This window comes from Dysgonomonas mossii DSM 22836 (genome assembly GCF_000213575.1).
Classification (GTDB): domain Bacteria; phylum Bacteroidota; class Bacteroidia; order Bacteroidales; family Dysgonomonadaceae; genus Dysgonomonas; species Dysgonomonas mossii.
This window is the reverse complement of the sequence record NZ_GL892008.1, coordinates 137650-161027: the sequence shown is the minus strand read 5'-3', so window position 1 is coordinate 161027 and position 23378 is coordinate 137650. Positions and strand designations below refer to the sequence as shown.

Below are 23378 nucleotides of genomic sequence, written 5' to 3'. Positions count from 1 at the left end.
ATTAAATAGAATCAGGCTAATAGTGTAAAATTTACTAATAATCTATAAGGTAAATTCGAGACTTTATGAGAATTCTTTTAATACAGTGAAAAACCTCATTTTATAAAATTAAATCTATGAAAAGACTATTCGGTTCTATATCTGGAATCATATGGGTGCTTATTATAGCACTGATATTTGTTCCGGACAGTTTGGAGGCTACTACATCAGAAGCTCTTCAATCAGTAAAAATTACAGGTGTGGTTACTGATGAATCAGGGAGTCCTGTTATTGGTGCTACGGTCCGTGTAAAAAATGCAAATGTGGGGACAATCACAGAGATTGACGGACGTTACTCGATTGATGCTCCCAAGAACGGAACGCTTATCTTCTCCTTTATAGGCTATCAAACGCAAGAAGTAGCTATAAAAGGTAAAAATACCATTAATGTTGTATTGACAGAAGATAGCCAAATGCTCGAAGAAACTGTGGTTATCGGTTATGGTGCAGTAAAGAAAAGAGACCTTACCGGATCCGTTTCTTCATTGAAAAGCGATGAATTACTTAGAACAAATCCGGTGAGTATCAATCAGGGTTTGCAAGGTAAGATGGCCGGAGTTTCTGTATCGCAAGCAGATGGTGCTCCCGGTTCAGGGATTAGTATCCAGATTCGTGGAGCTAACTCATTTACTACAAGTACCGAACCTCTCTATATTGTAGACGGTATCCCTTTCACTACAGGTGAGGCACCTGAAACCGACTATGGAACAAAACAAAAAAACAACCCGTTAAGTATGATCAGTCCCCATGATATTGAATCTATTGAGGTGTTGAAAGATGCATCAGCGACCGCTATTTACGGATCTCGTGCTGCAAATGGTGTTGTTATCATTACTACTAAGTCCGGTTCGGGAGGAAAAACAAAAGTAGTATTCAGCTCTAATTTTAATGTAGCGTCTGCCGTTAAAAAAATTCCGGTACTAAGTGCTGCCGAATATGCCGAATACAGAAATGAGTTGGTTATCAATGGCTATCTGTATGATGGCAAAAGCTATGTTGATGCTGCCAATCTTCCTTATCCAATTCCGGGACGTTGGTCAGAAACCAAAGGCAAAGACCCTATTACAGGTCAAGAAATTGTAATAAAGAGAGAGTATCTGCCAAGTCCTGATGACTTTAGGAATGGGTATGACCGAAATCAGGATGGTAAATTATTTTATGGTACAAACTGGCAAGATCAAATATTTCATACTGCCACTAGTCAGGAGTATAACTTGAGTGTTTCAGGTGGTGATAAAAATGGTTCTTTTATGTATTCAGGGGGAATGCTGGATCAACAAGGAATTATTGTTAACTCTTATTACAAACGTTACAATGTACGTGCCAATAATACACGCAAAATAAATAACTGGATCGAGATAGGAAATAATATAACTTTCTCTAAATCAGATAACCGTTTGGCTCGTACCAACAGTGAAAATTATGGAGTAATTGAATCAGCTATTGGATTTAATCCTACTCGTCCCGTTTTTGATCCTGAAGCTGACTCTGGTTTCTCTGAAGACTTTTCAAGCGGTTTGGCTAATCCTTATCTAACAGCTCATACTGAAAAAAATATTCTGACATCTTTAGCTGTATACACATCCGGGTTTGCAGAAGTTACTTTTGCAGATTGGTTAAAATTCCGTCAGAATGTGGGATATGGTTACAATTCTTATGAGCGCAATCAGTATTACAACAGATGGACAGGAGCAGGGCAATCTCCTACAAATGGTTATGGAAGAAAAGACGATAGTGCTTACGAAGGTCTTACCACCGAGTCTTTGCTTACATTCAATAAGACATTTGGCATACATGCTGTTAATGCTGTGGTGGGTATGACTTATGAAAAATCGATGGGTAAAAGTAAATCGATGAGTAGTAAAAATTATCCAACGGATGACACCGAAGATAATGATATCAACGCAGGTATTAAAGACCGAGAAATAAGTAGTGGCAAATGGAAATCCCAGTTAATGTCTTATTTGGTGCGTGGTAATTATAACCTGAGAGATAAATATTTGTTTACAGCATCATATCGTCGTGATGGATCGAGCCGCTTTGCTCTACAAAACCGTTGGTCTAACTTTTATTCCGGAGCTATTGCTTGGCGTTTGGGAGAAGAAGCATTCATCAAGAATCTAAATTTCTTTGACAATCTGAAGCTTCGTTTGAGTGCGGGGCAAACAGGTAATCAAGGGATCAATGCATATGCAACGCGTTCTCGCTTTACCTTCCAGAACTATCCCTTTGATGGTACCCAAACATCGGGTATGGCAGAAGACCGTTGGGGAGGACCTGCTGCTGTAGATCTCAAATGGGAAACTACAAATCAATATGACTTGGGATTAGATGTATCTTTCTTCAACAGCCGGGTTAATCTAACAGCAGATTATTATTATAAGAAAACTACCGATCTGCTTCAATACAGATATATAGATGCCAGTTCCGGATTCAGCGAATTAGCATGTAACTATGGAAATGTAGTAAACAAGGGGCTCGAGCTTAGTGGAAACTTTATGCCTGTAAAAACATCCGATTGGATGTGGACTTTGGATGCTAATATCTCATTTAATAAGAATGTAATCGGAGGATTAAATGCCGATCAGTTCTCAGATGTAGTATGGGGTATGGAAAGTATGTTCCTGAGACGAAACGGACAGCCTATTGGAATTATCTACGGTTATGTTGAAGACGGCTTTTATAACAACGAAGCAGAGGTTCGTGCCGATCCTTATTATAAAACACAGTCATACTCAGACTCTAAGATAAAGAGTATAGTAGGGCAGATTAAGTATAAGAATATGGATGATGATCCGGTGATTGACGAACGCGATAAAACGATTATAGGAAATACGAATCCTGATTTCCAATATGGTTTGACAAGTACATTAACTTATAAGAACTGGACGTTCAGTTTCTTGCTGCAAGGAACACAAGGAAATGATATTTTGAATACCAACCTAAGAAGCTTTGATGTGGCAGGTTCAGGTAACATGCCGAAATTTGTTTGGGATAATCGTTGGACAGCAGACAATAGAGATAATGCACTATGGCCTCGTGCCGATGGAACATATACCCGTTCTATGAAAGCGTCAGACCGTTATGTTGTAGATGGTTCATACCTCCGCTGTAAGAATATCAGTTTGGGTTACAGATGGCCATCTCCTGTAAAATACATAGAATATCTCAATGTGGTAGCTAGTGTATCCAATCTGTTTACTATTTCGGGATATGATTGGTATGATCCGGATGTAAATGCATTTGGTAGTGATCCTACACGCAGGGGTGTAGATATGTCTTCATATCCAAGTGCCCGTACATTTAATTTGGGTGTTCAATTAGCTTTTTAAATAAAAAAAATTATGAATATGAAACTTACTAAAATATTGGGCATCTGTGTGACAAGTTTGTTTCTGATGACCTCTTGCGATTTGGATGAAGAAGTGTATGCATTCTCTTCTAACGATAAATTGGTTGCTGCGGGAAAATATGAAGAATTAGTTGCTGGAGCATATAATACTCTGCATTTTCCTTTCGAGTGGGGAAACTATCATAACATTGTGAATTTTGATACTGATTACCAATCAGGACCTACATGGGCTTTTGGTTCTATCGGAGCCGGAAACTTCTATGATGAGGGATCAAATAATAATTTCTATAAATATTACTCTCAGACTATCCATAGAGCTAACTATCATTACTCTTTGGTTGGTAAAATGACTTCCGTACCCGACAAAACACGCAAAAATGCTATGGGCGAACTCCGTTTCCTGAAGGCATGGGCACAATTCAATCTGGTGCAGTTTTATGGACCAATTCCGTTGTATAAAATATCGATATCGGAAGGTAATGCGATAGAGCTGCCTCGCTCATCGGTAAAAGAAGTATATGAGCATATTATAGAAACACTATTGGAAGCCGAACAGCTTTTGATGCCACGTACAGATTCTGAATACAAACAGGGACATGTTTGCCGAGGTACTGCTAAGGCTTTGTTGGCTAAGGTATATGCTACTATTGCTTCTGCATCTATGAAGAGTGGTCAGATAACAGTGAAAGGTGGCCCCGGAAAGAAGACAAATCCTGATGGAACAACATCTCGCTTGATGCCTGTTCCTATTACACACCAAAAGAATTTGGTAGCAGGTTACGAAGATTTTGATTCTCAAGAGTATTACCGCTTGGCTAAGGAAAAAGCGGGAGAGGTTATTGCTGAAAAAGAATTTAGTCTGGCTCCAAATCAAGAAACACTATGGAGTGCAGGATATAAGAATGGACCAGAATTCCAGTTTTGTTTACAGACTGTTTCTTCAGACGGAACATTGTTCTATAACTATGTAACATCTGACTATTTGGGTTATCCTAAACCTGAAAATAATGGTGAATGGTCGAGTGGTTACTATATTCAGCGAGATCACTGGTTGCAATTGTTTGATGATTGGAACGATGAACGTATCACTTGGGGTGTAATGCACCGTATTCCTACTACTTATAACAAACAGACCGGAAAAATGACCTATCAGTTTTATCCTGAGCGTGATAGTGTATATGTACGCAAAGGCGAAAAAGGCTATGATCCAAGTGATGTAGTAGCTAATTCTGCTGTAACTTATGGATCTAAACTCTTGAAGTTTGCCGCAATTACTACTCCTTTGGATGGTACACGTTCCGATTGGAATTGGCCTTACATGCGTTATCCTGAAACATTGTTGATCTATGCCGAGGCTGATAATGAACTGAATGGCCCGACTGCCGATGCTTTTGAAAAGATAGGTTGGCTCAATGCAAGAAACAATAGTACAACCGCTTCAGCTCGTAATGCTAAAGTTCCATTTACAAAAGAATCTTTCCGTTCCTACATCTTGGAAGAACGATCCAAAGAGTTTGCTGCTGAAGGTATTCGCCGATTCGACTTATTGAGATGGGGTATCTATTTGCAAGTGATGAATGCTATTGGTGTAACAGACGAGAATGATGTTATTAAACGTCGTGAAGAGAAACATCTTTTATTACCACTTCCTTTGGATGTTGTAAATACCAATCCTTATATCGATAGGAATAACCCTGGATGGTAATTCTGATTTATTAATTATTAATAAGTTGATCAATGAAAAAAATATTTAATATCAAAAGCTTATGCTTGAGTGCAGCTTTGCTTCTCGGATTGTTTTTTACAGCATGTTCGGAAGATGAAAATAATGCTACTGCAATTCAAATATCAGGCATAACAACAATAAATGATCTGAACACCCCGATTACCGAAGCCAAACTAGGAGATTTTATCGCTATTCATGGAACGGGATTGGATATTCATAATATAGATTCTATTTATGTGAATGAATCTAAAGTTGATATGGTAGAAGTATATACAGAGAAGGATGTCTTGTATATGCAGGTGCCGGTTAAACTATCTCTTGAGCCTACTGATAAGGTTTATATTTATAATAAACTGGGTCGTCAAGACTATCCTCTAAAGACTATTGCTCCCGACCTTAAGCTTGTTCGTATGTTTAATGAATATACACAGCCGGGTGATACAATCATGATTTATGGAGACTTCTTTAATCTTTATGAAATTGATTCAGTAAGTGCTGTAGTTGATTTCAATGGCAAATCATCGAATGTGATCAAATCGGCGAATAACTATCTGACAGCAAGAGTTCCTCTTGATGTAGATAAAAATATCAAAGTAAAGGTGAAGTCTTTAAAATATGAGATAGAGTCTACTTGTCCGGGACGATACTATGACAACGAATGTATGATTGTAGACTTTGATAATCGTGTACCAAGCAGTATGACCAATGTAGTTACCGATCCGAAAGATAAAAACCGATTGAGTGGTAATTACTTGCATATAAATGAAAAGTCTGCTTGGAGTAGCTGGTGGTATATAATAGAAATAGGGAATACGCCCCTAACAGACGACATGTTAGATCATTCGGATCAGTATGTTATAAAATGTGAGTTTTATACCGCCAACCAGTTTGTTGATGGTAAGATTAAGTTCTTCAATTACCTCTTCTGGGATGCTGCACCAATGGAATGGAAACCTTCTGATTTTGTATTCCAGAATTTCAACCGCTGGGAAACTATTACGTTACCTTTCAAGCGAAATTATTCTGATACCTATAAGGAGAATATGTACTATCATTCCTTCAATATGAGGATTGAAATAGATCAAAGTATAGCGCGTAATTTTGCTTTTGATAACATACGGGTATGCAAAAAAGGTGATTGACTACAAATTATTGAAGATTTTTAGTTGTGGTTAAAGTTTATTGCAGGTAGATAAATTTGGTTTGCTCAGAGGCGATGATGCGATCGTCATCGCCTCTGATGTTTTCAGGCAAAACAGATACTGCCTACATCTATGAATAACTTATAATATTAGAAAAACATAAAAATGAGAAAAAAAAGGAACTTCACACTTTTGGCTGCGATAATGGCAGTTTTTCTGAGTATACAATCTTGTAATAATGGTCCCATAAAAGAAGTATGGATAGATGAACTAGGCTCTAGCTCGTGTTATGTGCAAGACTGGGGAACCCCTCAAATTAATAAATCTGTAGTATGGACTCCTCTAACCGTAAACGGAGTGGTTTACGAACGAGGTATCGGGGCGCATTCAATCGGACGTATGCTTTTCGATTTGGATGGTAAAGCATTATCCATATCCGGACTGGCTGGAGCTGATGATAATAATCTTTATGCGGGAAAATTTCAGTTCAAGATTATAGGAGATCGTAAAGAGCTTTGGAAAAGCGGTGTTGTGAAGAAAGGTGATCCTATTCAAGAATTTAATATTGACTTGACAGGAATAGATAAGGTATTGCTACTTGTAGAAGAATGTGGAGATGGCATCATGTACGATCATGCAGATTGGATCAATGTGAAAGTGACTACACGAGGCGAAGTAAAACCCATTCCTGCATGGCCTAAAGCTATTTCTAAAGAGAAATATATTTTAACACCTCAATCGCCCGAACATCCAATCATAAACAATCCGCTGGTTTATGGAGCTCGTCCCGGTAATCCATTTTTATGGACAATAATGGCTACAGGTCAGCGTCCGATGACGTTTGAGGCATCAGGGCTACCTGATGGTTTAAAGCTAGACCAGACAACAGGATTTATTACAGGTAAAGCAAAAACAAAAGGAGAATATAAAGTATTGCTAAAAGCTAGCAATGATAAAGGGCGCGATGAAAAAGAGGTTCTTTTTAAAATTGGAGATGAAATCGCTTTAACTCCACCCATGGGTTGGAATAGCTGGAACTGTTGGGGACTATCGGTAGATGACGAAAAAGTACGTGACGCCGCCCGAATGATGAATGATAAATTACATGCATACGGATGGACTTACGTTAATATTGACGATGGTTGGGAAGCCAAAGAGCGGACAAAACAAGGTGAAATCCTATCAAATGAGAAATTCCCTAATTTCAAGGCCTTAACCGATTATATCCATTCCTTAGGATTAAAGTTCGGTATTTATTCTTCGCCCGGACATATAACCTGTGGTGGTCATGTAGGAAGCTATCAGCATGAGGAGATCGATGCAAAAATATGGGAGAAATGGGGCGTTGATTATTTAAAATATGACCATTGCGGTTACTTGGAAATACAGAAAGATTCTGAAGAAAAATCAATTCAGGAGCCATATATCGTGATGAGAAAAGCTTTGGACAAAGTAAATAGAGATATCGTCTACTGTGTTGGCTATGGAGCACCCAATGTATGGAACTGGGGAGAACAAGCCGGAGGTAATCAGTGGCGTACTACCCGTGACATTACCGATGAGTGGAATGTTGTTACAGCGATCGGATTCTTTCAGGATGTTTGTGCTCCGGCAACAGCGCCCGGCAAGTACAATGACCCCGACATGCTGGTAATAGGTAAGCTTGGAAAAGGTTGGGGAGAAAAGGTTCACGACTCATATCTGACAGCCGATGAACAATATTCACATCTCTCTCTTTGGAGTATACTTTCTGCTCCATTGCTCATCGGTTGCGATATGGCGAATATAGATGACTTTACTTTAAATCTGCTGACAAACAGAGAAGTTATTGCTGTCGATCAAGATCCTCTTGTCGCTCCTGCCGTTAAAATTATGACAGAAAATGGACAAGTCTGGTATAAGAAGTTATATGATGGTTCTTATGCTGTAGGTCTTTTTCATGTAGATCCGTATTTCATCCTGTGGGATCAGGATAGTGCAGAAGCAATACAAAATGAGACTTATAAAATGCAATTAGATTTCTCTAAGCTTGGTATTCAGGGTGAAGTAACTGTTCGAGACCTTTGGCGGCAAAAGGACTTAGGTAATTTTAAAAATAAATTTCAAGCTGATATTCCATATCATGGAGTGAAGTTTGTAAAAGTTACGCCTAAAAAATAGATGCTGATTAATACAAAATAATTGAGTGTAGATATTTTTCTTCTGCTTACTCTCACATTCAGGTTTCTGCAGTTATGCAGGAACCTGTAATGTTTTAAACAGTATATAACATGTGTCGAGATTTACTTTGTTTTTAGTGTAAAGAGGATTTTGATATATCTAAAGCCCGAAGAGAACTCGGTTTTAATCCGAAGTCATCCCAGCAGGCTTTGAAATCGGCTTTGTTATATATGTGGGAAGAAAGAGAACGGTTATTAAAATAATTATATTTTAAAACTTGTTATAATTTAATCTAAAAGCGGTTGAGTTTGTTGTATATGGTAAAAGAACGAATTATGAATATATACGATTTTACCGTAAAGGATAGTAAAGATAATGATGTTCCTTTATCCAACTATAAAGGGAAAGTTCTGCTGATAGTTAATACTGCTACAGCCTGTGGTTTTACTCCGCAGTATAAAGATTTGCAGAATTTATATCTTAAGTATAAAGATAAGGGTTTCGAAATATTGGACTTTCCATGCAATCAGTTTGGAAAACAGGCCCCGGGAACAAATGAAGAGATTACCTCCTTTTGCGAGATGAAGTATAAAACGACATTTACCACCTTTGCGAAAATTGACGTAAACGGAGACAGTGCCGATCCTCTGTATAAATATCTGAAAGAAAATAGTAAAGGTTTTTTAGGTGATTCTATAAAATGGAACTTTACTAAATTTTTGATTGATAGGGAAGGGAATATCGTTGATCGTTATGCTCCGATAACCAATCCGTCAAAAATCTCAGGCACTATCGAAAAACTATTAGAAAAATAATATATGCGACTATGGTCTTTACATCCGATGTATCTTGACTCGGCAGGGCTTAATGCTTCTTGGCGTGAAGGGTTATTAGCCAAGAATGTGCTTTTAGGGAATACGAAAGGGTATACGAATCATCCTCAGCTAATCCGCTTTAAGAATAGCCCCGATCCCACTCTTTATATCGACGCCTTTCTTACCGAAATATATAAAGAGGCCGTAAGGCGAAACTATAATTACAGGAAAGAAAAGATACGTCTCGTTGAAAATATACGACCAATTTCTGTCACAAAAGGGCAGTTGGAATATGAGTTTGAACATCTGAGGCGAAAACTTCAAAAACGAAGCCCCGATCTGTTAGATAAATTACCAATATTGGCTAACTTAAATCCACACCCTTTGTTTAAAATAATAGAAGGAGACGTTGAGGAATGGGAAGTTGTGGTATGATGTTAAATAGTTAATTTAACAGATCTACTGGAAGTTTTATACCCTTTGCAATAATATCTCATTTAAAAAGCAAACATCATATTTGTTAAATAATATAAAATTGTCATATTGTCTTATAAAAAGTACTATTTTTACACCCAAAGGACAAAACTATCAATAAAGACAAAACTATCAAAAATAACTTATGCTTATAACATTACTTTTTCTACTTATTTAGCAAACTATAAATCTATTTTTAGAGAGTTCGTAATATCTAACGCAATCTCTTTTCGACGATTCTGCATTTATATCTAAATGTTTATGATTTTATAATTGTAAACAAATAGTTTTATTTTTTGCATTTGGTTGTTTCTGCAGCCATTTATTACCCGAATCGTGTTCCTAAAGTAAGCTTATTAAGAGGAAAACCTTAATGCTTTATTGATGAGATATATGAATTGTCTTACTCTTTATTTTCTTCGTGGTTTGAAATGTAACCCAGAACATTCAGATTTTATAAGGAAGATTCGAAGTATTAAATAAATAAAAAACAGTTAAACTACATGAAACAAACAAACTTTAATCAAAAACAACGTGGATGGACAGTGTCCGGAGTGTTGTTACTATTTGGGATTCTACTTTTTATGCCGCAACACATACAAGGGCAAGTAACAATCGGTACTAGTGTTTCTCCGCATCAAGATGCGTTGCTCGATCTGAAAGAAAATAGTAATGGGACAGCAACAAAAGGTCTATTACTCCCTCGTGTTGAGCTGATCGCATTGAATAATAAGAGCCCACTTAATGAGCATGTTAAAGGAATGCTCGTATATAACACAAAAGATATAGATGACGACGTTTTCGAAGGGTGTTACTATAATGATGGAACTCAGTGGATACGAGTAGGATCAGGAGCTGGTGATATTGAAATACCTGATGTGGTACTCGCTAATCTTTGGCAGGCTACTAGCGGCTGGTCGATAATAAGCCAAGAATTTAGAAGTTATGGTAAAGCTGTTAACTTTATTGTCAAACTAAAACGAATAGGAGCAAATATTAGTGTTTGGAATACTGCTCATAATTCGCAGAAGATAGCTGAAATATCAAGCGGAACAGATAAAGATACATATAAACCCTTTGCTTCTACAACAGTGACGAGTCAGAGTGATATGAATATAAATTGTTTAGTGAACTTCCCTGCAAGAAATATATCAACTACAGCAGAGTCCACAATTGATTTCGATGGAAATATTTATATTCAAAATGTAAGCGAGAGTGTAGGAACCTTTATGAATATGGGAACAATTGTAACCAATGACATAATTGTTGTCTCGGGATCATATTTTATTAGATAGTGAATGAAAACTCAACATAGATTCGAAATGAAAAAAATAATTTTTTGTGGACTACTCTTCGTTTTTAGTGCTTATTCACTTTATTCTCAAGTTGGTATCAATGCTGTGTCACCCGAAGGCGCACTGCATATAAAAAGCCTAACATTGCCTGCCGACAACAAAGGAGTTTTGGTAGGTAGTGATGGTAGTGACGGACTTTCGGTTTCAATAAATGATGTCGAACACCCTTCGGCTTCGGTTAGTTTAGGAGCCAATAATAAAGCTTTTATTCCTAACTCTGTAGCCCTTGTTGATGCTCGGGGAAATGCAGCAGGTAATCCTATTAAAAATCCTGTGGACGGAATGGTTGTTTATAATACGGCTAGAGGAGGAGAGGTGCCCAATAACGTTATCCCCGGCTTATATGTTTTCAATAGTGCTCTAAATAAATGGATGTATTGTCTTACAGAATCAAGCAACAGGCAGACGAAGATATATACACTTTATTCTGAGCTGACTCTGCCAACTACAAAGTTATATAATTCCGCAAACGGGACAGCCGGTTTTGCCCCTTTAAATCTCGTAGCTGTAGGTGCATCTACCCCTACCAATTATATAGAAGTAATGTCGGATGCAGCTTATGCTATGATGCTTACCTTATCAGGGGCTATACCCTCTGTTTCATCCTTTCAGAAAATGACGATATATGTTGCTGCCGTCTCACTAAAAAGTGATGGGACTGTAGATAAAGTCTTAGATATAGCCGAAATAGACCCCACCGCCTTTTCGCAAGGAAGCAGAACCGGGGGTGTCACATATCCGCTTACTTTAGGATTTGATGCTCATCGGGGAGAAAGGATTTCGGTACGGATTGCTTCATATGAAGGTACTCCTTCGTGGACTTTAAAGCCGGGAGAAACTTCAATTGTCTTTTTCAAAATCTAAAAAAGAAGCAAATGAATAAGTATATACAATTTTTATTCCTTGCTATTTTATTAGCAGGCACATGTACGGCTCAGGTAGGAATTGGCACTGCAAATCCGATTGGAATTCTTAATGTAGATGTACTAAAGAATAATTCGACCACCCCTACCGGTAGTCAATTAAAAGATGACTTAATATTCAAGCTGAATGCAAATAACGAAGCAAATCTTGTAATAGGCGGCGAACCTTTGAATAAGGAAGCATCCCTCGAATTGAATGCCCCGGATAAAGCTTTGCTTCTCAATAGAGTTGCTTTGGAGTCGGCATCGGATAATAATACTGTACCCTCTCCGCATGATGGAATGATCGTTTTCAATACAAATACCGCAGGGTCGGAGGAAGATGATGTCAGCCCGGGTACTTATCTGAATATGAATAATGAATGGCTAAGGCTTATCGACTATGAAGACAGTGGAACAAGTACTGTTTCAAAAATCGGAGCGTTGGCTTCTAATGTATCAGCCACCCCCCTTACAAACATAACTACAGGAGCAGGTGCAAATCTGTTTCCTCTCGATCAAAGCATTATTATAAATGATGCAGGAATATATATATTTTCTTTTAGGCTATACGGAAGTATGAAAACTGCCAGTAATACCAATAATACGGGGCAGGTAGCTGATGATTACTATTTGTACTTGTTTAAGAAAGTAGCTGATAACGAAGTCTTATTGAGTAGGGTCGATATGGTTGTAGGCAAAGCTGCCAGCAGCAGCTCCAATAACACCTACTTTCCAATAATGTACACGCCCTATCTTAGAGTAAATGATGAAATTATTATAAAGATAGGACGTAGGAATGGCGCACTGAATTGGGATCTTCGTGGTAGTACTAACAAAAATGAGGCAAACCGAACCACTTTTGTATATTGGAAGATACAGTAAATTTTAATAATCAGAAAAAATGAAAATAATAATATTATTGATTGTCAGCTTAAGTGTTTTATATGTTCATGGGCAGGTCGGAATAAAAACACAAAACCCTAAAGGAGCATTGCATATCGATGGAGCAGCGAACAATCCTCAAAGCGGTACAATACAGGAAGCACAAAAAAAGGATGACTTGTCAGTCAATTCGTCTTTGGGTAGTATGACTGTCGGTGTAGGTGCTATTCCTGAAGATAATTCGAATCTACAGTTGCAACTAGGTGGAGTTAAGAGTGCTTTTCTACCAAACAGAATAGCTTTGAAAAGTGTTACTGACAATATTACTGTAGCCAACCCTGTAGCTGGAATGATAGTTTATAATACTACCAACAATCCGGGAATAGGACTTGAACCGGGTTTATATACCTTCTTCAATAATAAATGGAATGAAATACAGACAAAAGAAGTTGCGTCTGTTATCGAGCGAAGAGATTTATGGGTTGCGTCGGGTAATCGTGTACAGCCCGAAACAAATTCAAAAGCCCATGAGAGACCTGCTCGTTCGAGAATTTTACTTTGGGCTGATCCCGCTACCGGCAAAACGAACGAACCATTTATTACTTTACCCGAAACCGGATCTTATGTATTCTCCTTCAGATTATACATGGATCAATCGGCCAATGCTGCTTCTAACAGGTACAGGGGATTGTTGTATTTGTGGGCACTCAAAGGCGACAATAATTTCACGCCTGCCGATAACTTACCTTCGAACGTTACTCTTGAAGACGGAGCAGAGATAAATATGACAGCCTATCCCACAGCCAGTCAGTTGACTACTACGCTAACTCTTACGGCTAGTGGAAATAAAGGAGACAAGATTTCGTTTCGTATTGGTGCCACTACAACATCCGGTATATATACGGGGTATCCCAGAGCCGCACCTTTACAGATAACACCAATGAGAACCAGTTTAATTTTTTGGAAACTATAAAGAGTATTTCCCTATTGAGATTAATCTCTTAACTTTTATATTTATAAAATAATGCAGGTATTTTACAATGCCTGCATTATTTAAATTGAATGTTAGAGATTTTCTTTATGCTTCTTGACTTCGTCTACTAGTTTCGAAAAAGATTTATCTCTTTTACGTCTTTCATGTTCCGAAGTAGAAAAGTGCCAAGCTTCTCTCCTTAGTTTCAGATAGCTTTCATAAACTTTACGATCTAATGTCCCATTATTTATTGCTTCTAAGACAGCACAGCCTGGTTCGTTTGTATGCTCACAGTCTTTAAAACGACATAACCCTTCATAGTCAGAAATTTCAAGCATTCCCGAAAGGGAGTCCGGATTTTCAATAGCCAATCCAAATTCTCGAACGCCCGGAGTATCAATTAGTACTCCCGATCCTTTCATTAATACCATTTCCCGACGTGTTGATGTGTGCCTTCCTTTTCCTGTAGATGAGCTTATATCAGAGGTTAGCAATATTGATTCTTCGCAAAGTGCATTCACCAGAGAACTTTTCCCAACACCCGAAGAGCCGACAAACACAACCGTTTCTCCTTCTGCGATAAACTCTCGTAGCTGAATAATTGTTTGAGGCTGGTGGATACTCGTAAACAATACAGGCATCCGATCCCCAATGTGCTTGATAGCGTTGCTTATACTCTCCTTCTCAAACTCCAAATCAGCTTTGTTGAGTACCAGTATGGGGCTGATGTTTCCTTCCTCTATCTGAGCCATAAAACGTTCAGCCCGACGGACATTGAAATTATCATCCAAACTTTGTACAATAAAAGCTTTGTCAACGTACGAAGCAATGGCTTGTTTGTCAGATACTGTTCCACTTTTCTTTCGAAACAAAGTCCGTTCACGTGGTAGCATATCAACTATAATTCCTTTCTGGTCATCGAATGGCTGAAAAATTACCCAATCGCCCACACAAGGCAAATCGAAGCTTGATCTACCGAACATCATATTTCCGGTCAGTTCACATTGGAATATTCCATTCTCAGAGATAACCTCATAGCATGTCCGATGGACTATAGATACCCGTCCGTGAGGCAACGCTTTATGGACTGATTCTTGTTTTAGCTGGCTTAATTTATCGCTCCAGCCATAAGTGTTTAGATCGATCATAGCTTTATCTTTTTTGCGATGAAAAATGTATAGCCATAGAATTCTTTATACTTGCTGTATAATTCCGCTTCGTAGCGTTGAGACGCAACCAGGTCTTCAGCAGCTTTATTTCCTGCATATTTATTCATGAAAACTTCTTCAGCAGTAGCTTTGGGTGCAAAGTAATACTTCGTCCAACACGTTTCGGGTAAAATAAATGTAGCCACAGGCAGATATCCCGCCCTCTGTATTTTGGCTACCTGATTGGGGATCGTATCTATCTCAGGATATGAATTCATCCAGAAATCATTTATTTCTGCCGGACGTTCGTCTGTAAACCATGAACTCTCGGAGATAGCCAAGTACCCTCCTGTTTTCAAATATTTACGCCATTCGTTCAACCCTCGTTCAAATCCAATATTGTAAATAGCACCTTCTGACCAAATCAGGTCTAACTCCTCATGCTGAAAAGGAAGATTATCCATTGAGCCTACAATTCCTTTCACTCTATCTTGTACGCCTAGCTGCTTTGCATTACGATTTAGAATATCGATAAAGTCGGGGAATAAATCCAGTGCAGTAATCTTTCCTTCAACATGCTTGGCAAGTGTCATTGTTTGTCCTCCTGTACCACTGCCAATGTCGGCAATAAGGGACTTGTCGGTTAGGTTGTCAATAAAGCGAAGTGCGGTGAGCGTTGCATCGGTACTGCCGGGGCCCTGACGTTCCATGCTAGAGAAAAACTCGCAGATTAAATTAAAATCGAAATCGTGAATTGTTTTATTTTCGTTATTCATTTCGTTATTTGTATTAGCGCACATATACAAACATGACAATGCTGTAGCACTAATGTACGCAGGTTAAAATTAAATTATAATAATATGAATATTCCTCTCAAAAAGGTTTATTTGAGAGTAAACGAAAGGACAATCTGTTTTGAAAGGACAGATTGTTTACAATACCAAATCCGATTTCTGTAAAATCTTAGTCATCCGGCAAAGATATATAAATATTTAATTATAAATAAAAAAACTGTTCCGGAAGTGATGATTTAATATAAGATCACTCCGGAACAAAGTTTTTCGCCTAATGTTTACTAAAAAATTCACTTACCACCAATTATTAGCATTATCTACGGATTGAGCTATTGTTGATTCAGGCTTTTGTGTATTTATTTTTTTCTGTTCTTTACCCACTGGCATTGTTTCAGGTATAGGAGGGCTTTTTGGGGGTATGTACGCTTCTTCTGTAAGAAGCTCTGGAGTTTTAGAAATCTTTTTGTTTGCTATAATTTTTTCAGCCTCTATAAGCTTTATAGCTAACATTGAAACTTCTACTTTTGGAGCGAATGATACCGACCCGTTAATTCTGCATCCCGTTTCCAAAATAGCCTTTTTCGCCATAATTGAGCCCTCTATAACTGCCGAACTGCTAAGCTGTAAGGTGTTTGAGCAAAATACATTCCCTTTAACCAAACCACCGATTGTGCAATCGGTAGCCGTTATGCTTCCATCAACAGTAGCAGCAGGATCTACTATAGCCCTATCTTTTACAAAAAAGTTTCCTTTTTGCATTCCTGTAAAGCAAAATGCACCTAAAACAACTTTATCTTGATTTGATACAGCTATTTCTTCTGCTGTTTCTTTTTCTATAGGTTTGACTTTTTTTCGTTTGATGAAAAACATTCTTTTATTCTCTATTTATACTATTCACCTATGAAATTTGTCACCACGGTAGTTGCATTGCCTATATCAATCCCAAGGGCCGAGCTTTTTCTGCCACTGAGGCGTAAAGAGTTGAGAGCATATCCTTTGCTAGCGAGTGTTTCCGGATTATCCAATACCGTTATTTCTGTGAAGTGTCCAAATTCTGCAATAAAACAGTCTACCAACTCCTGATAATACATCGCACCTCCGCATAAGTATATCCGATTCGTTTTCACTAGGTTGGAGTCATTGATAATGTTCCGTAGATTGGGCGATATGACTTCTTGATAGTATGTCTGGATAACATTTTTGCGAATTTCTCTTAAATCAACATTCTGACGATTTAAGAAGATATATCCTCGCTGAAAAGCATCGTCCAGCTGATTTATATTTCTCAACTCGAGATAATATTTACTCCTCAGTTCGTTGATCATCAGATTTACAGCATAGCGGATTCCGTGTGTACTTACCATTGCCTGTTCTACGATTCCCGAATCGGTGCTTAAGATAGACTCGAAAGTGCCGAAGCCGCAACTAAATACAAAAAAACTTCCCGAAACATTGGGCTGTCCTTTTCGTATTGCAATTGTGCATCCTACAATTTCGGGAATGACTTCAACTCTTTGCACATCCAGCACAACTTTCTTTTTATTCCCTGCATTGTGGGTTGATGCATCATAATCGAGTAGGTGTGTTTTTTTGAAGAATTCAACAGCTTTATCTCTATAAATATAATAGGTTGAATAGGGGAAGCCTGTTGTAATTGTTAGCGGTTGTTCTATCTTGTCCTGTGCTAGCAGGATTGATGCTTTGGCAAGAAGCTGATAATCGATATCATCAGGAGAGGAGTTTATCAGCTTATGAGGTAACTGTCCTTCGTTCAAGGCTAGATCACCACAGATATACCATTTGTCATTGTGCTGAATCTTCAGACCATGAAGTAAATCTTTAGAGGTTTGGGATAGAACTGTGTTGTTGATCTCAATTAAACTCGGAAAGGATTGGATTTCATACATAGGTTTTTTCAAAAAAGTGTTTAACAATTAAAATAATAGCGTTATATGTTTTATATATTTCTTATAGTGAGGATGGCTTCATTATTATTTCGCCTTCATACATAGCACCCTCTTCCATACTCAGATTTTCTGTGTTGATTCTCCCTGTTATTTGTCCCGAACACTTTATTCGTACAGATTCGGTAGCCAATATGTCTCCTTCGATATGCCCAAAGACAATAAGTTTTTTTGTATTCACATTTCCTCTTATTGTCCCTGTCATTCCTATTACCACCGTTTCAGCTTGTTCAATGTTTCCTATTATAGTACCTTCGATACGAATCGCTCGAGTTTGCTTTATATTGCCTCGAAGAGTAAATTTTTCACAAATTACTGTCGGTACTAAAGAGGCTAGATCATCGGGTTGATCGTTTCTTTCTGTTTGTTTTTTTATCATGATATACTATTCACTTATCTTCGTATATATAAAGAATAGGGATGTTTCTGGGATAAATAATTGCTAGCACTAAATTAGAGTATAATCATCTAGTAGGTCTAAAAAAGGGAGTGGGACAAAAAGGGGACAATCAAAAATATTATTGTCCTATCGTTGTATACGTCTGATTAGTATTTGTGTATAAAAACATCTAAAGAGAGGCGAATGGATGAGAATACTCTATCAAATAATAGGTTTTAATAAAGGAACGGAGTTACCCAATGTTTGGATAACCCCGTTCTTTCGTTTTTTAATCCTATGCTTTGTCTAATTAATCTATATGCCTTGAATAAATGATACGAGATTGGTGTCTCGCTCAATCTCGAGTTTCTTTCGTAAACGCTGCCGTGCTTTTTTGAGTGCTTCCTCCGATTGGAATGTTATTTGGGCTATTTGTTTGTTCGTCATATTCAGTTTGAGAAATACGCATAGCTTACGTTCATTCTGAGTCAGCATTGGAAAATGGTCATTAAGATTTTTATAAAACGATGGATGCACTTTTTGAAATAAAATCTCAAACTCTTCCCAGTTGGAGTTATATGTCTGTGATCTATAATCGAAAATCAAAGACTTTATATCGTCTCTTACTTCCGGAGTTGTGTTCTTCTCGATATTCTCTAGCATCTTTATGCTGCGAACATCACGTTCGGCAGTTTGTACGAGTTTAAGGGTTGCTGAGGTCATTTCCTTTTGATTTTTCTCCAATTCGGCATTGATATCTTCCAGCTCCAAGCTAAGAAGTTGCTTCTTAAGTCTATATGAACGGGTAGTCATTATAACGAGTAACAATAAAAGAACGAAGGCTACAATCAGGAAGAGGATAACAGCCCGTTGGCTTTTTATTTTTAATCCTTTATTCTGAGCTTCTATTTCGTAGACTTGTTTTGCCTTATCGTATTTATAAGCACTCTCTAAGTCTGCAAGTTTCTTTATGTTATTTTCGTTGAATATACTGTCGTTATATAATTTGTATAGGATATGATTCTGATATGCTGCCTGATAATTATTTGTTGCGGCGTAGATCTCCGATAGTTGTCCATAAATATCTTTTTGAAGACTCAGCAATTTCAATTCATTGGCTATCTTCAATCCCTTTTTGGTATAATCTAATGCCTGGGCATAATGTTTTTCTTGAATATAGATCAATCCCATTTTTACCCATATCTCAGCTTTTGCTCGCTTTAAATTTATTTTTTCGGCAAGATGAAATGCTTCATTGAGATGATCAAGCGCTTTAGGAAATTCTTTCTCTCGGGTATATATAGTACCCATGTTGACTAAAATGTTAATAGTCAAGCTTAGTTGACTATTTCTTCCAATTTTTAAAGATTTTTCGTAGTATTCCAATGCGCGAGGATCGTTCATGTTCATATATATATGACCTATGTTAGCCAAACACGAGGATATCTTAAAATTGTCTTTTATTTCTTCGGAAATCTTTAATGCTTTATGAAGATAGTCCAGTGCGTCTTTATATTCTCTCTGGTCGGATTGTATTCCGGCAATGTTAACATAATTCGCTACCATTGCCGACTTATCACGGAGTTGCTCGTTAATCTTCAAAGCTTTCAAATGGTATTCGAGTGCTATTGTATAATTACCTTGAGTGCCATAGATCCATGCTAAATTGTTTAATGCTTTTGACAGAACGGGATAATCCTTTAGTTCTTCGCCCAAGAGAATGGTTCTTTCGAGTATTTCGATAGCTTTTGTATATTCTCCTTTTGTACTATGGCTTCGTGCTACATTTACGAGGCATTTCAGTAAAAGATTCTTATCATTTATTTCATTCGCTATTTTAAGAGCACGTTCGTATGATTCATCACTTTTGGGGATGTCACCAAGTTCCTTGTATACGTTTCCTATTGCAATCAGACAATTGCATATTACCGTTTGTTCTTTGATGACTTCTGCCATCACGAGGCTTTGTCGAAAATAATTGAGGGAGGACTGTTTATCGTTTTTGATATAAGCCAATCCCTTTACCCACAGGCTGACGGCCTTCCCTTTGGTGTAATTTAACTGATCTGACAGCCGGGCTGATTGAGAGGCGTATTTCATTGCTTTTTGGGTATCTTTCGAATATACAATGTAGCCTATTTCATTCATTATGTCTACCTTCTCCCGGTTGTTTGAAGCGTGCCGCCTCAATACATTTTCAAGACTATCCACCTTTTGCATTTGAGCAGAAAGAGTTTGAAAACAGGTTAATACAAAGAATACAAATAGATAGGGAATACTCAATCTGTTTCTCATATGGTTAGACAAGGCTAGAATTTAATTTATACATCAACGATACAATGATTGATACTGATAAAGCCGACTCCGAATATATCTTCAAGAGGGCAAATAGAGAACAAACAGGCACTTCTGATTTTCTCAGTAGATAGTTCTTAATGTGAATACAGAGTGCAGCACATTTATAGAACTGCTGTTGTGAATTCGTTGTAAAGTTAAGCTTTTGTATAATTTTAGGCAATGTTTCTCGTCGAAATAGGTATAGATAACAACAAAAAAGACTCACGGTTTTATTTTTCCTTCTTTCACTTGATTTTGAAAGTAAATTTTAGAGTCCTAATTAATCAGGACTTATCACTTTGGTACATATAGTCAAAGGATTAGAGTTTGATGAAGTAATAGTCTCATTAGTGAACAAATCGAATTACCACACAGAAATAGATCGCGGCACGTTTTGTGTTGCTCTTACATGAACTATCCACCGGTTAAGGCTGATATATGAGGAAGATATGTCGGGTTTTCTGGTATAATTTACATAGTTTGTTTTATTTAACAATTCTACATCGCTCAATAAAACAAACTATGCTCAATGAAAGGAATGGGCTAAAATTCAATCTTATAACTAATATTTGGGATAATAATAGCCTCTCTTTCGGGATCTACCAAATGCGTCTTAAAGTTGTAGCGATGACCTTGGTAGTCTTTGTAACTAGTTGCATTTAGCACTTTAATAGCAAATTCATGAGATAAACTCTTCTTGTTAATTTTGTAGCTTACATTAAAGTGTAACAGAAATGCCGGGGATAACTGTTTCGAGAAGGCTTTACTCTCATCATAAATAGCATCTTCCTCTTTATGAGATGCATCTAGATTGACAGGTGAGTATCTGTCTCCTCCTTGATAAGATAATCGAATATTAGCATTGAACATATTTTGTTTACTGCGTCCTACCATCCACTCTTTTCCTGCTAATACGTTGAATACAAAGTTTCTGTTGTATCTTGTGTTTCTCCATTTATTATCTTCTACTTTGTAACGAGAATCGAAGAGAGATCCGGTGAGCATATAGTAATAACCTTCTGACATATACCGTTCAAAGGTTATATCAATACCATAATTCACTCCTTTTCCCTTATTCGAAAGCTTATTGGTTATGAACCAGTCATTTTGAAGATTTATAAACGAAAATGTACTATCGCTTATAATAGGAACACTGTATAGTTGTTGAAAATAAGGTTCGATTTTTAGATGATAATCATTCCCGATATTAAGATCATAAGATAGGACTATATGATGAGCTTTTGTAAAATCCATATTTTTGTTAATAAGTTCACCCTCTTTCGATTTGGTAAAGTAATAATTCAACATTTCAAGCCTGCTATGTAGCCCATAAGAAAGAGCTAAAGATTGATTTGGTTTAAATTTCCATAACAACGCTGCTCTGGGCTCTATCGTATAGTTATTATTGAGTGTGAATAATTGCGTATTGATACCAAGATTAAGTGTCCATTTATCCGAAAATTGTAAAGATGAGTTCGTATATGCTGATAGTAAAGAACTGAAACCTGATTCATCGGTTATGGTATTCATTGGCTGTTGATGTGTGGCTTCTTCTAATAACAGATTATATTTAAGCCCTGTAAGTCTTAAGCCTGTTTTATTAGTGTGTATCCCACTATATTTCTTATTTAGTGATGAAGCGAATACAAAGTTCCAATTGGTAGATTTGATTAAGTTTTGTGGAATAGGTTTTACATTCGCATCCATTCTTTCAGTATGCATATCAAGACCGCTAACAGTAGTAGCTAAAGATGTTTTAAGGGTTGCATTTTTCCACACTCTTAGTCTGTTATTCAGACCCAAAGCTCCCATATATTGTTTTACATCCTGATCTTCTTTATCCTGCATATATTCCCATTTACTAGGGTCGGTTTCTGCCTTTTGCCCCGAGCGATCAATCAAACCTACTCCCCAGATGGAAAATACACCGGCACTTTTGGTCGGGAAGTTAAGCTTGAAAGATAAGTCCTGATATTTTGTGTTCTCTGCATCTTCGGGTAGCATAGAAGAGAGCAGTCCTAGTGTTGAATACCGATAATTGAAAATATAAGAAGAATTGCTCCCTTTCTTGAATGGGCCTTCGGAAGCAACATCTATTCCCACTAAACCGAGTTGTACTGTATTTTCCCGTTTCTGGTTGTTTCCTGTCCGTAAATTCATATCCAATACTCCTGATAAAACATTTGAATATTCAGCGGGGAATGCTCCTGTCATAAAATCAGAATTGCCTAGCACAAAACTGCTTAATGCCGATAGCCCTCCACCTCCGAAAGTAGTTACTTCTGCAAAGTGGTTGGGATTGGGAATTTCAACATCTTCCATTCTCCATTGTAGAAATTTAGGTGCATTTCCTCTGACAACAATACCATTATTCCCGACACTGCTTGTTACACCGGCAAAAGATGTTGCTAATCTTGCCGGATCATCGAACCCTCCTGCATACCGGCCTGCTTCTTCTACACTCAACATACGGGCACTGCCTAATGCCATATTATTTATGGGTTGTGACTTATTTATCTGAGGAGTGACAACAATCTCATCAAGTTGTTTCGAGTTCTCAACCATTGCAATTTCCAGATACAATTCTTTAGATGAAGACAGTAGCTGCTCTTTTATTATAATAGGATTATAGCCGATTAATGTCACCTGAATATCATAGCGTCCTATCGGAACATTTTGTATTTTAAATTGTCCTAAGCTATCTGTACTTACACCTAAGGGAATTTTGCTATTTAGTACAGCTACAGTTGCATATTCAATAGGGTTATTCGATTCTTTGTCATATACCATACCTCGTATATTCTGAGATGATTGTGCATATAATATACCTAACGACAGGACGTTTAATAAAAGAAATAGTAACGTTTTGTTCATGATTTTACCTACTTTTGTTTTGTACAAAGTAAGAAACTGTCCCTTAGGAGATCAATACT

17 protein-coding genes are annotated in these 23378 nt (G+C 37.4%); 10 read left to right on the top strand and 7 right to left on the bottom strand.

Annotated elements, in window-relative coordinates; translation table 11 throughout:
* Positions 1-116 precede the first annotated feature (116 nt).
* The 10 genes from HMPREF9456_RS12450 (at position 117) to HMPREF9456_RS12405 (ending at position 13823) form a co-directional block, all read left to right on the top strand.
* Complete coding sequence (locus tag HMPREF9456_RS12450; RefSeq protein WP_006843891.1) at positions 117-3371, top strand: SusC/RagA family TonB-linked outer membrane protein; 3255 nt, start codon at positions 117-119, stop codon at positions 3369-3371.
* A gap of 18 nt (positions 3372-3389) precedes the next feature.
* A complete protein-coding gene (locus HMPREF9456_RS12445; RefSeq protein ID WP_006843890.1) occupies positions 3390-5096 on the top strand; it encodes a RagB/SusD family nutrient uptake outer membrane protein in 1707 nt (568 codons plus the stop codon).
* Between the two features lie 32 nt (positions 5097-5128).
* Positions 5129-6259, top strand: a complete 1131-nt coding sequence (locus tag HMPREF9456_RS12440; protein WP_006843889.1) for a glycan-binding surface protein — start codon at positions 5129-5131, stop codon at positions 6257-6259.
* 165 nt (positions 6260-6424) lie between these two features.
* Positions 6425-8419, top strand: coding sequence for an NPCBM/NEW2 domain-containing protein (locus HMPREF9456_RS12435; protein WP_006843888.1), 1995 nt, complete (start codon positions 6425-6427; stop codon positions 8417-8419).
* Positions 8420-8754: 335 nt separating this feature from the next.
* Positions 8755-9234: a glutathione peroxidase gene (locus tag HMPREF9456_RS12430; protein WP_026177117.1), complete on the top strand. Its 480-nt coding sequence runs from the start codon at positions 8755-8757 to the stop codon at positions 9232-9234.
* Positions 9235-9237: 3 nt separating this feature from the next.
* A complete protein-coding gene (locus HMPREF9456_RS12425; protein ID WP_006843886.1) occupies positions 9238-9669 on the top strand; it encodes a pyrimidine dimer DNA glycosylase/endonuclease V in 432 nt (143 codons plus the stop codon).
* A 542-nt stretch (positions 9670-10211) separates the two neighbouring features.
* Positions 10212-11003 carry a hypothetical protein gene (locus tag HMPREF9456_RS12420; protein WP_006843885.1) on the top strand — a complete coding sequence of 264 codons (792 nt, stop codon included), beginning with the start codon at positions 10212-10214 and terminating at the stop codon, positions 11001-11003.
* 27 nt (positions 11004-11030) lie between these two features.
* Positions 11031-11927 (top strand): hypothetical protein, encoded by an 897-nt coding sequence (locus HMPREF9456_RS12415; RefSeq protein ID WP_006843884.1) that lies wholly within the window; start codon positions 11031-11033, stop codon positions 11925-11927.
* Positions 11928-11938: 11 nt separating this feature from the next.
* Positions 11939-12850 (top strand): hypothetical protein, encoded by a 912-nt coding sequence (locus HMPREF9456_RS12410; RefSeq protein WP_006843883.1) that lies wholly within the window; start codon positions 11939-11941, stop codon positions 12848-12850.
* Positions 12851-12869: 19 nt separating this feature from the next.
* Positions 12870-13823, top strand: coding sequence for a hypothetical protein (locus HMPREF9456_RS12405; protein WP_006843882.1), 954 nt, complete (start codon positions 12870-12872; stop codon positions 13821-13823).
* Positions 13824-13915: 92 nt separating this feature from the next.
* On the opposite strand, the gene rsgA is transcribed toward HMPREF9456_RS12405, so the two are convergent.
* The 7 genes from rsgA to HMPREF9456_RS12370 all read right to left on the bottom strand — a co-directional run bounded on the left by rsgA (position 13916) and on the right by HMPREF9456_RS12370 (position 23319).
* Positions 13916-14971 (bottom strand): ribosome small subunit-dependent GTPase A, encoded by a 1056-nt coding sequence (gene rsgA, locus HMPREF9456_RS12400; protein WP_006843881.1) that lies wholly within the window; start codon positions 14969-14971, stop codon positions 13916-13918.
* Positions 14968-15747 carry a class I SAM-dependent methyltransferase gene (locus tag HMPREF9456_RS12395; protein ID WP_006843880.1) on the bottom strand — a complete coding sequence of 260 codons (780 nt, stop codon included), beginning with the start codon at positions 15745-15747 and terminating at the stop codon, positions 14968-14970. The genes rsgA and HMPREF9456_RS12395 overlap by 4 nt, the downstream gene beginning before the upstream one ends.
* A gap of 312 nt (positions 15748-16059) precedes the next feature.
* Positions 16060-16635 (bottom strand): polymer-forming cytoskeletal protein, encoded by a 576-nt coding sequence (locus HMPREF9456_RS12390; RefSeq protein ID WP_006843879.1) that lies wholly within the window; start codon positions 16633-16635, stop codon positions 16060-16062.
* Positions 16636-16655: 20 nt separating this feature from the next.
* The gene (locus HMPREF9456_RS12385) at positions 16656-17672 is read right to left on the bottom strand and encodes a ParM/StbA family protein (RefSeq protein ID WP_018075030.1); all 1017 of its coding nucleotides are present in this window, start codon (positions 17670-17672) and stop codon (positions 16656-16658) included.
* A 61-nt stretch (positions 17673-17733) separates the two neighbouring features.
* On the bottom strand, positions 17734-18108 hold the full coding sequence (locus HMPREF9456_RS12380; RefSeq protein WP_006843877.1) for a bactofilin family protein: 375 nt from the start codon (positions 18106-18108) through the stop codon (positions 17734-17736).
* Positions 18109-18423: 315 nt separating this feature from the next.
* Complete coding sequence (locus tag HMPREF9456_RS12375; RefSeq protein ID WP_006843876.1) at positions 18424-20403, bottom strand: tetratricopeptide repeat protein; 1980 nt, start codon at positions 20401-20403, stop codon at positions 18424-18426.
* 585 nt (positions 20404-20988) lie between these two features.
* Complete coding sequence (locus tag HMPREF9456_RS12370) at positions 20989-23319, bottom strand: TonB-dependent receptor (RefSeq protein ID WP_006843875.1); 2331 nt, start codon at positions 23317-23319, stop codon at positions 20989-20991.
* Positions 23320-23378 lie beyond the last annotated feature (59 nt).

What these genes read in the sequence shown, in the direction of transcription:
- HMPREF9456_RS12450 (WP_006843891.1), top strand. Translation starts at nt 117, where the DNA reads ATGAAAAGACTATTCGGTTCTATATCTGGAATCATATGGGTGCTTATT.
- HMPREF9456_RS12445 (WP_006843890.1), top strand. Translation starts at nt 3,390, where the DNA reads ATGAAACTTACTAAAATATTGGGCATCTGTGTGACAAGTTTGTTTCTG.
- HMPREF9456_RS12440 (WP_006843889.1), top strand. Translation starts at nt 5,129, where the DNA reads ATGAAAAAAATATTTAATATCAAAAGCTTATGCTTGAGTGCAGCTTTG.
- HMPREF9456_RS12435 (WP_006843888.1), top strand. Translation starts at nt 6,425, where the DNA reads ATGAGAAAAAAAAGGAACTTCACACTTTTGGCTGCGATAATGGCAGTT.
- HMPREF9456_RS12430 (WP_026177117.1), top strand. Translation starts at nt 8,755, where the DNA reads ATGAATATATACGATTTTACCGTAAAGGATAGTAAAGATAATGATGTT.
- HMPREF9456_RS12425 (WP_006843886.1), top strand. Translation starts at nt 9,238, where the DNA reads ATGCGACTATGGTCTTTACATCCGATGTATCTTGACTCGGCAGGGCTT.
- HMPREF9456_RS12420 (WP_006843885.1), top strand. Translation starts at nt 10,212, where the DNA reads ATGAAACAAACAAACTTTAATCAAAAACAACGTGGATGGACAGTGTCC.
- HMPREF9456_RS12415 (WP_006843884.1), top strand. Translation starts at nt 11,031, where the DNA reads ATGAAAAAAATAATTTTTTGTGGACTACTCTTCGTTTTTAGTGCTTAT.
- HMPREF9456_RS12410 (WP_006843883.1), top strand. Translation starts at nt 11,939, where the DNA reads ATGAATAAGTATATACAATTTTTATTCCTTGCTATTTTATTAGCAGGC.
- HMPREF9456_RS12405 (WP_006843882.1), top strand. Translation starts at nt 12,870, where the DNA reads ATGAAAATAATAATATTATTGATTGTCAGCTTAAGTGTTTTATATGTT.
- rsgA (WP_006843881.1), bottom strand. Translation starts at nt 14,971, where the DNA reads ATGATCGATCTAAACACTTATGGCTGGAGCGATAAATTAAGCCAGCTA.
- HMPREF9456_RS12395 (WP_006843880.1), bottom strand. Translation starts at nt 15,747, where the DNA reads ATGAATAACGAAAATAAAACAATTCACGATTTCGATTTTAATTTAATC.
- HMPREF9456_RS12390 (WP_006843879.1), bottom strand. Translation starts at nt 16,635, where the DNA reads ATGTTTTTCATCAAACGAAAAAAAGTCAAACCTATAGAAAAAGAAACA.
- HMPREF9456_RS12385 (WP_018075030.1), bottom strand. Translation starts at nt 17,672, where the DNA reads ATGTATGAAATCCAATCCTTTCCGAGTTTAATTGAGATCAACAACACA.
- HMPREF9456_RS12380 (WP_006843877.1), bottom strand. Translation starts at nt 18,108, where the DNA reads ATGATAAAAAAACAAACAGAAAGAAACGATCAACCCGATGATCTAGCC.
- HMPREF9456_RS12375 (WP_006843876.1), bottom strand. Translation starts at nt 20,403, where the DNA reads ATGAGAAACAGATTGAGTATTCCCTATCTATTTGTATTCTTTGTATTA.
- HMPREF9456_RS12370 (WP_006843875.1), bottom strand. Translation starts at nt 23,319, where the DNA reads ATGAACAAAACGTTACTATTTCTTTTATTAAACGTCCTGTCGTTAGGT.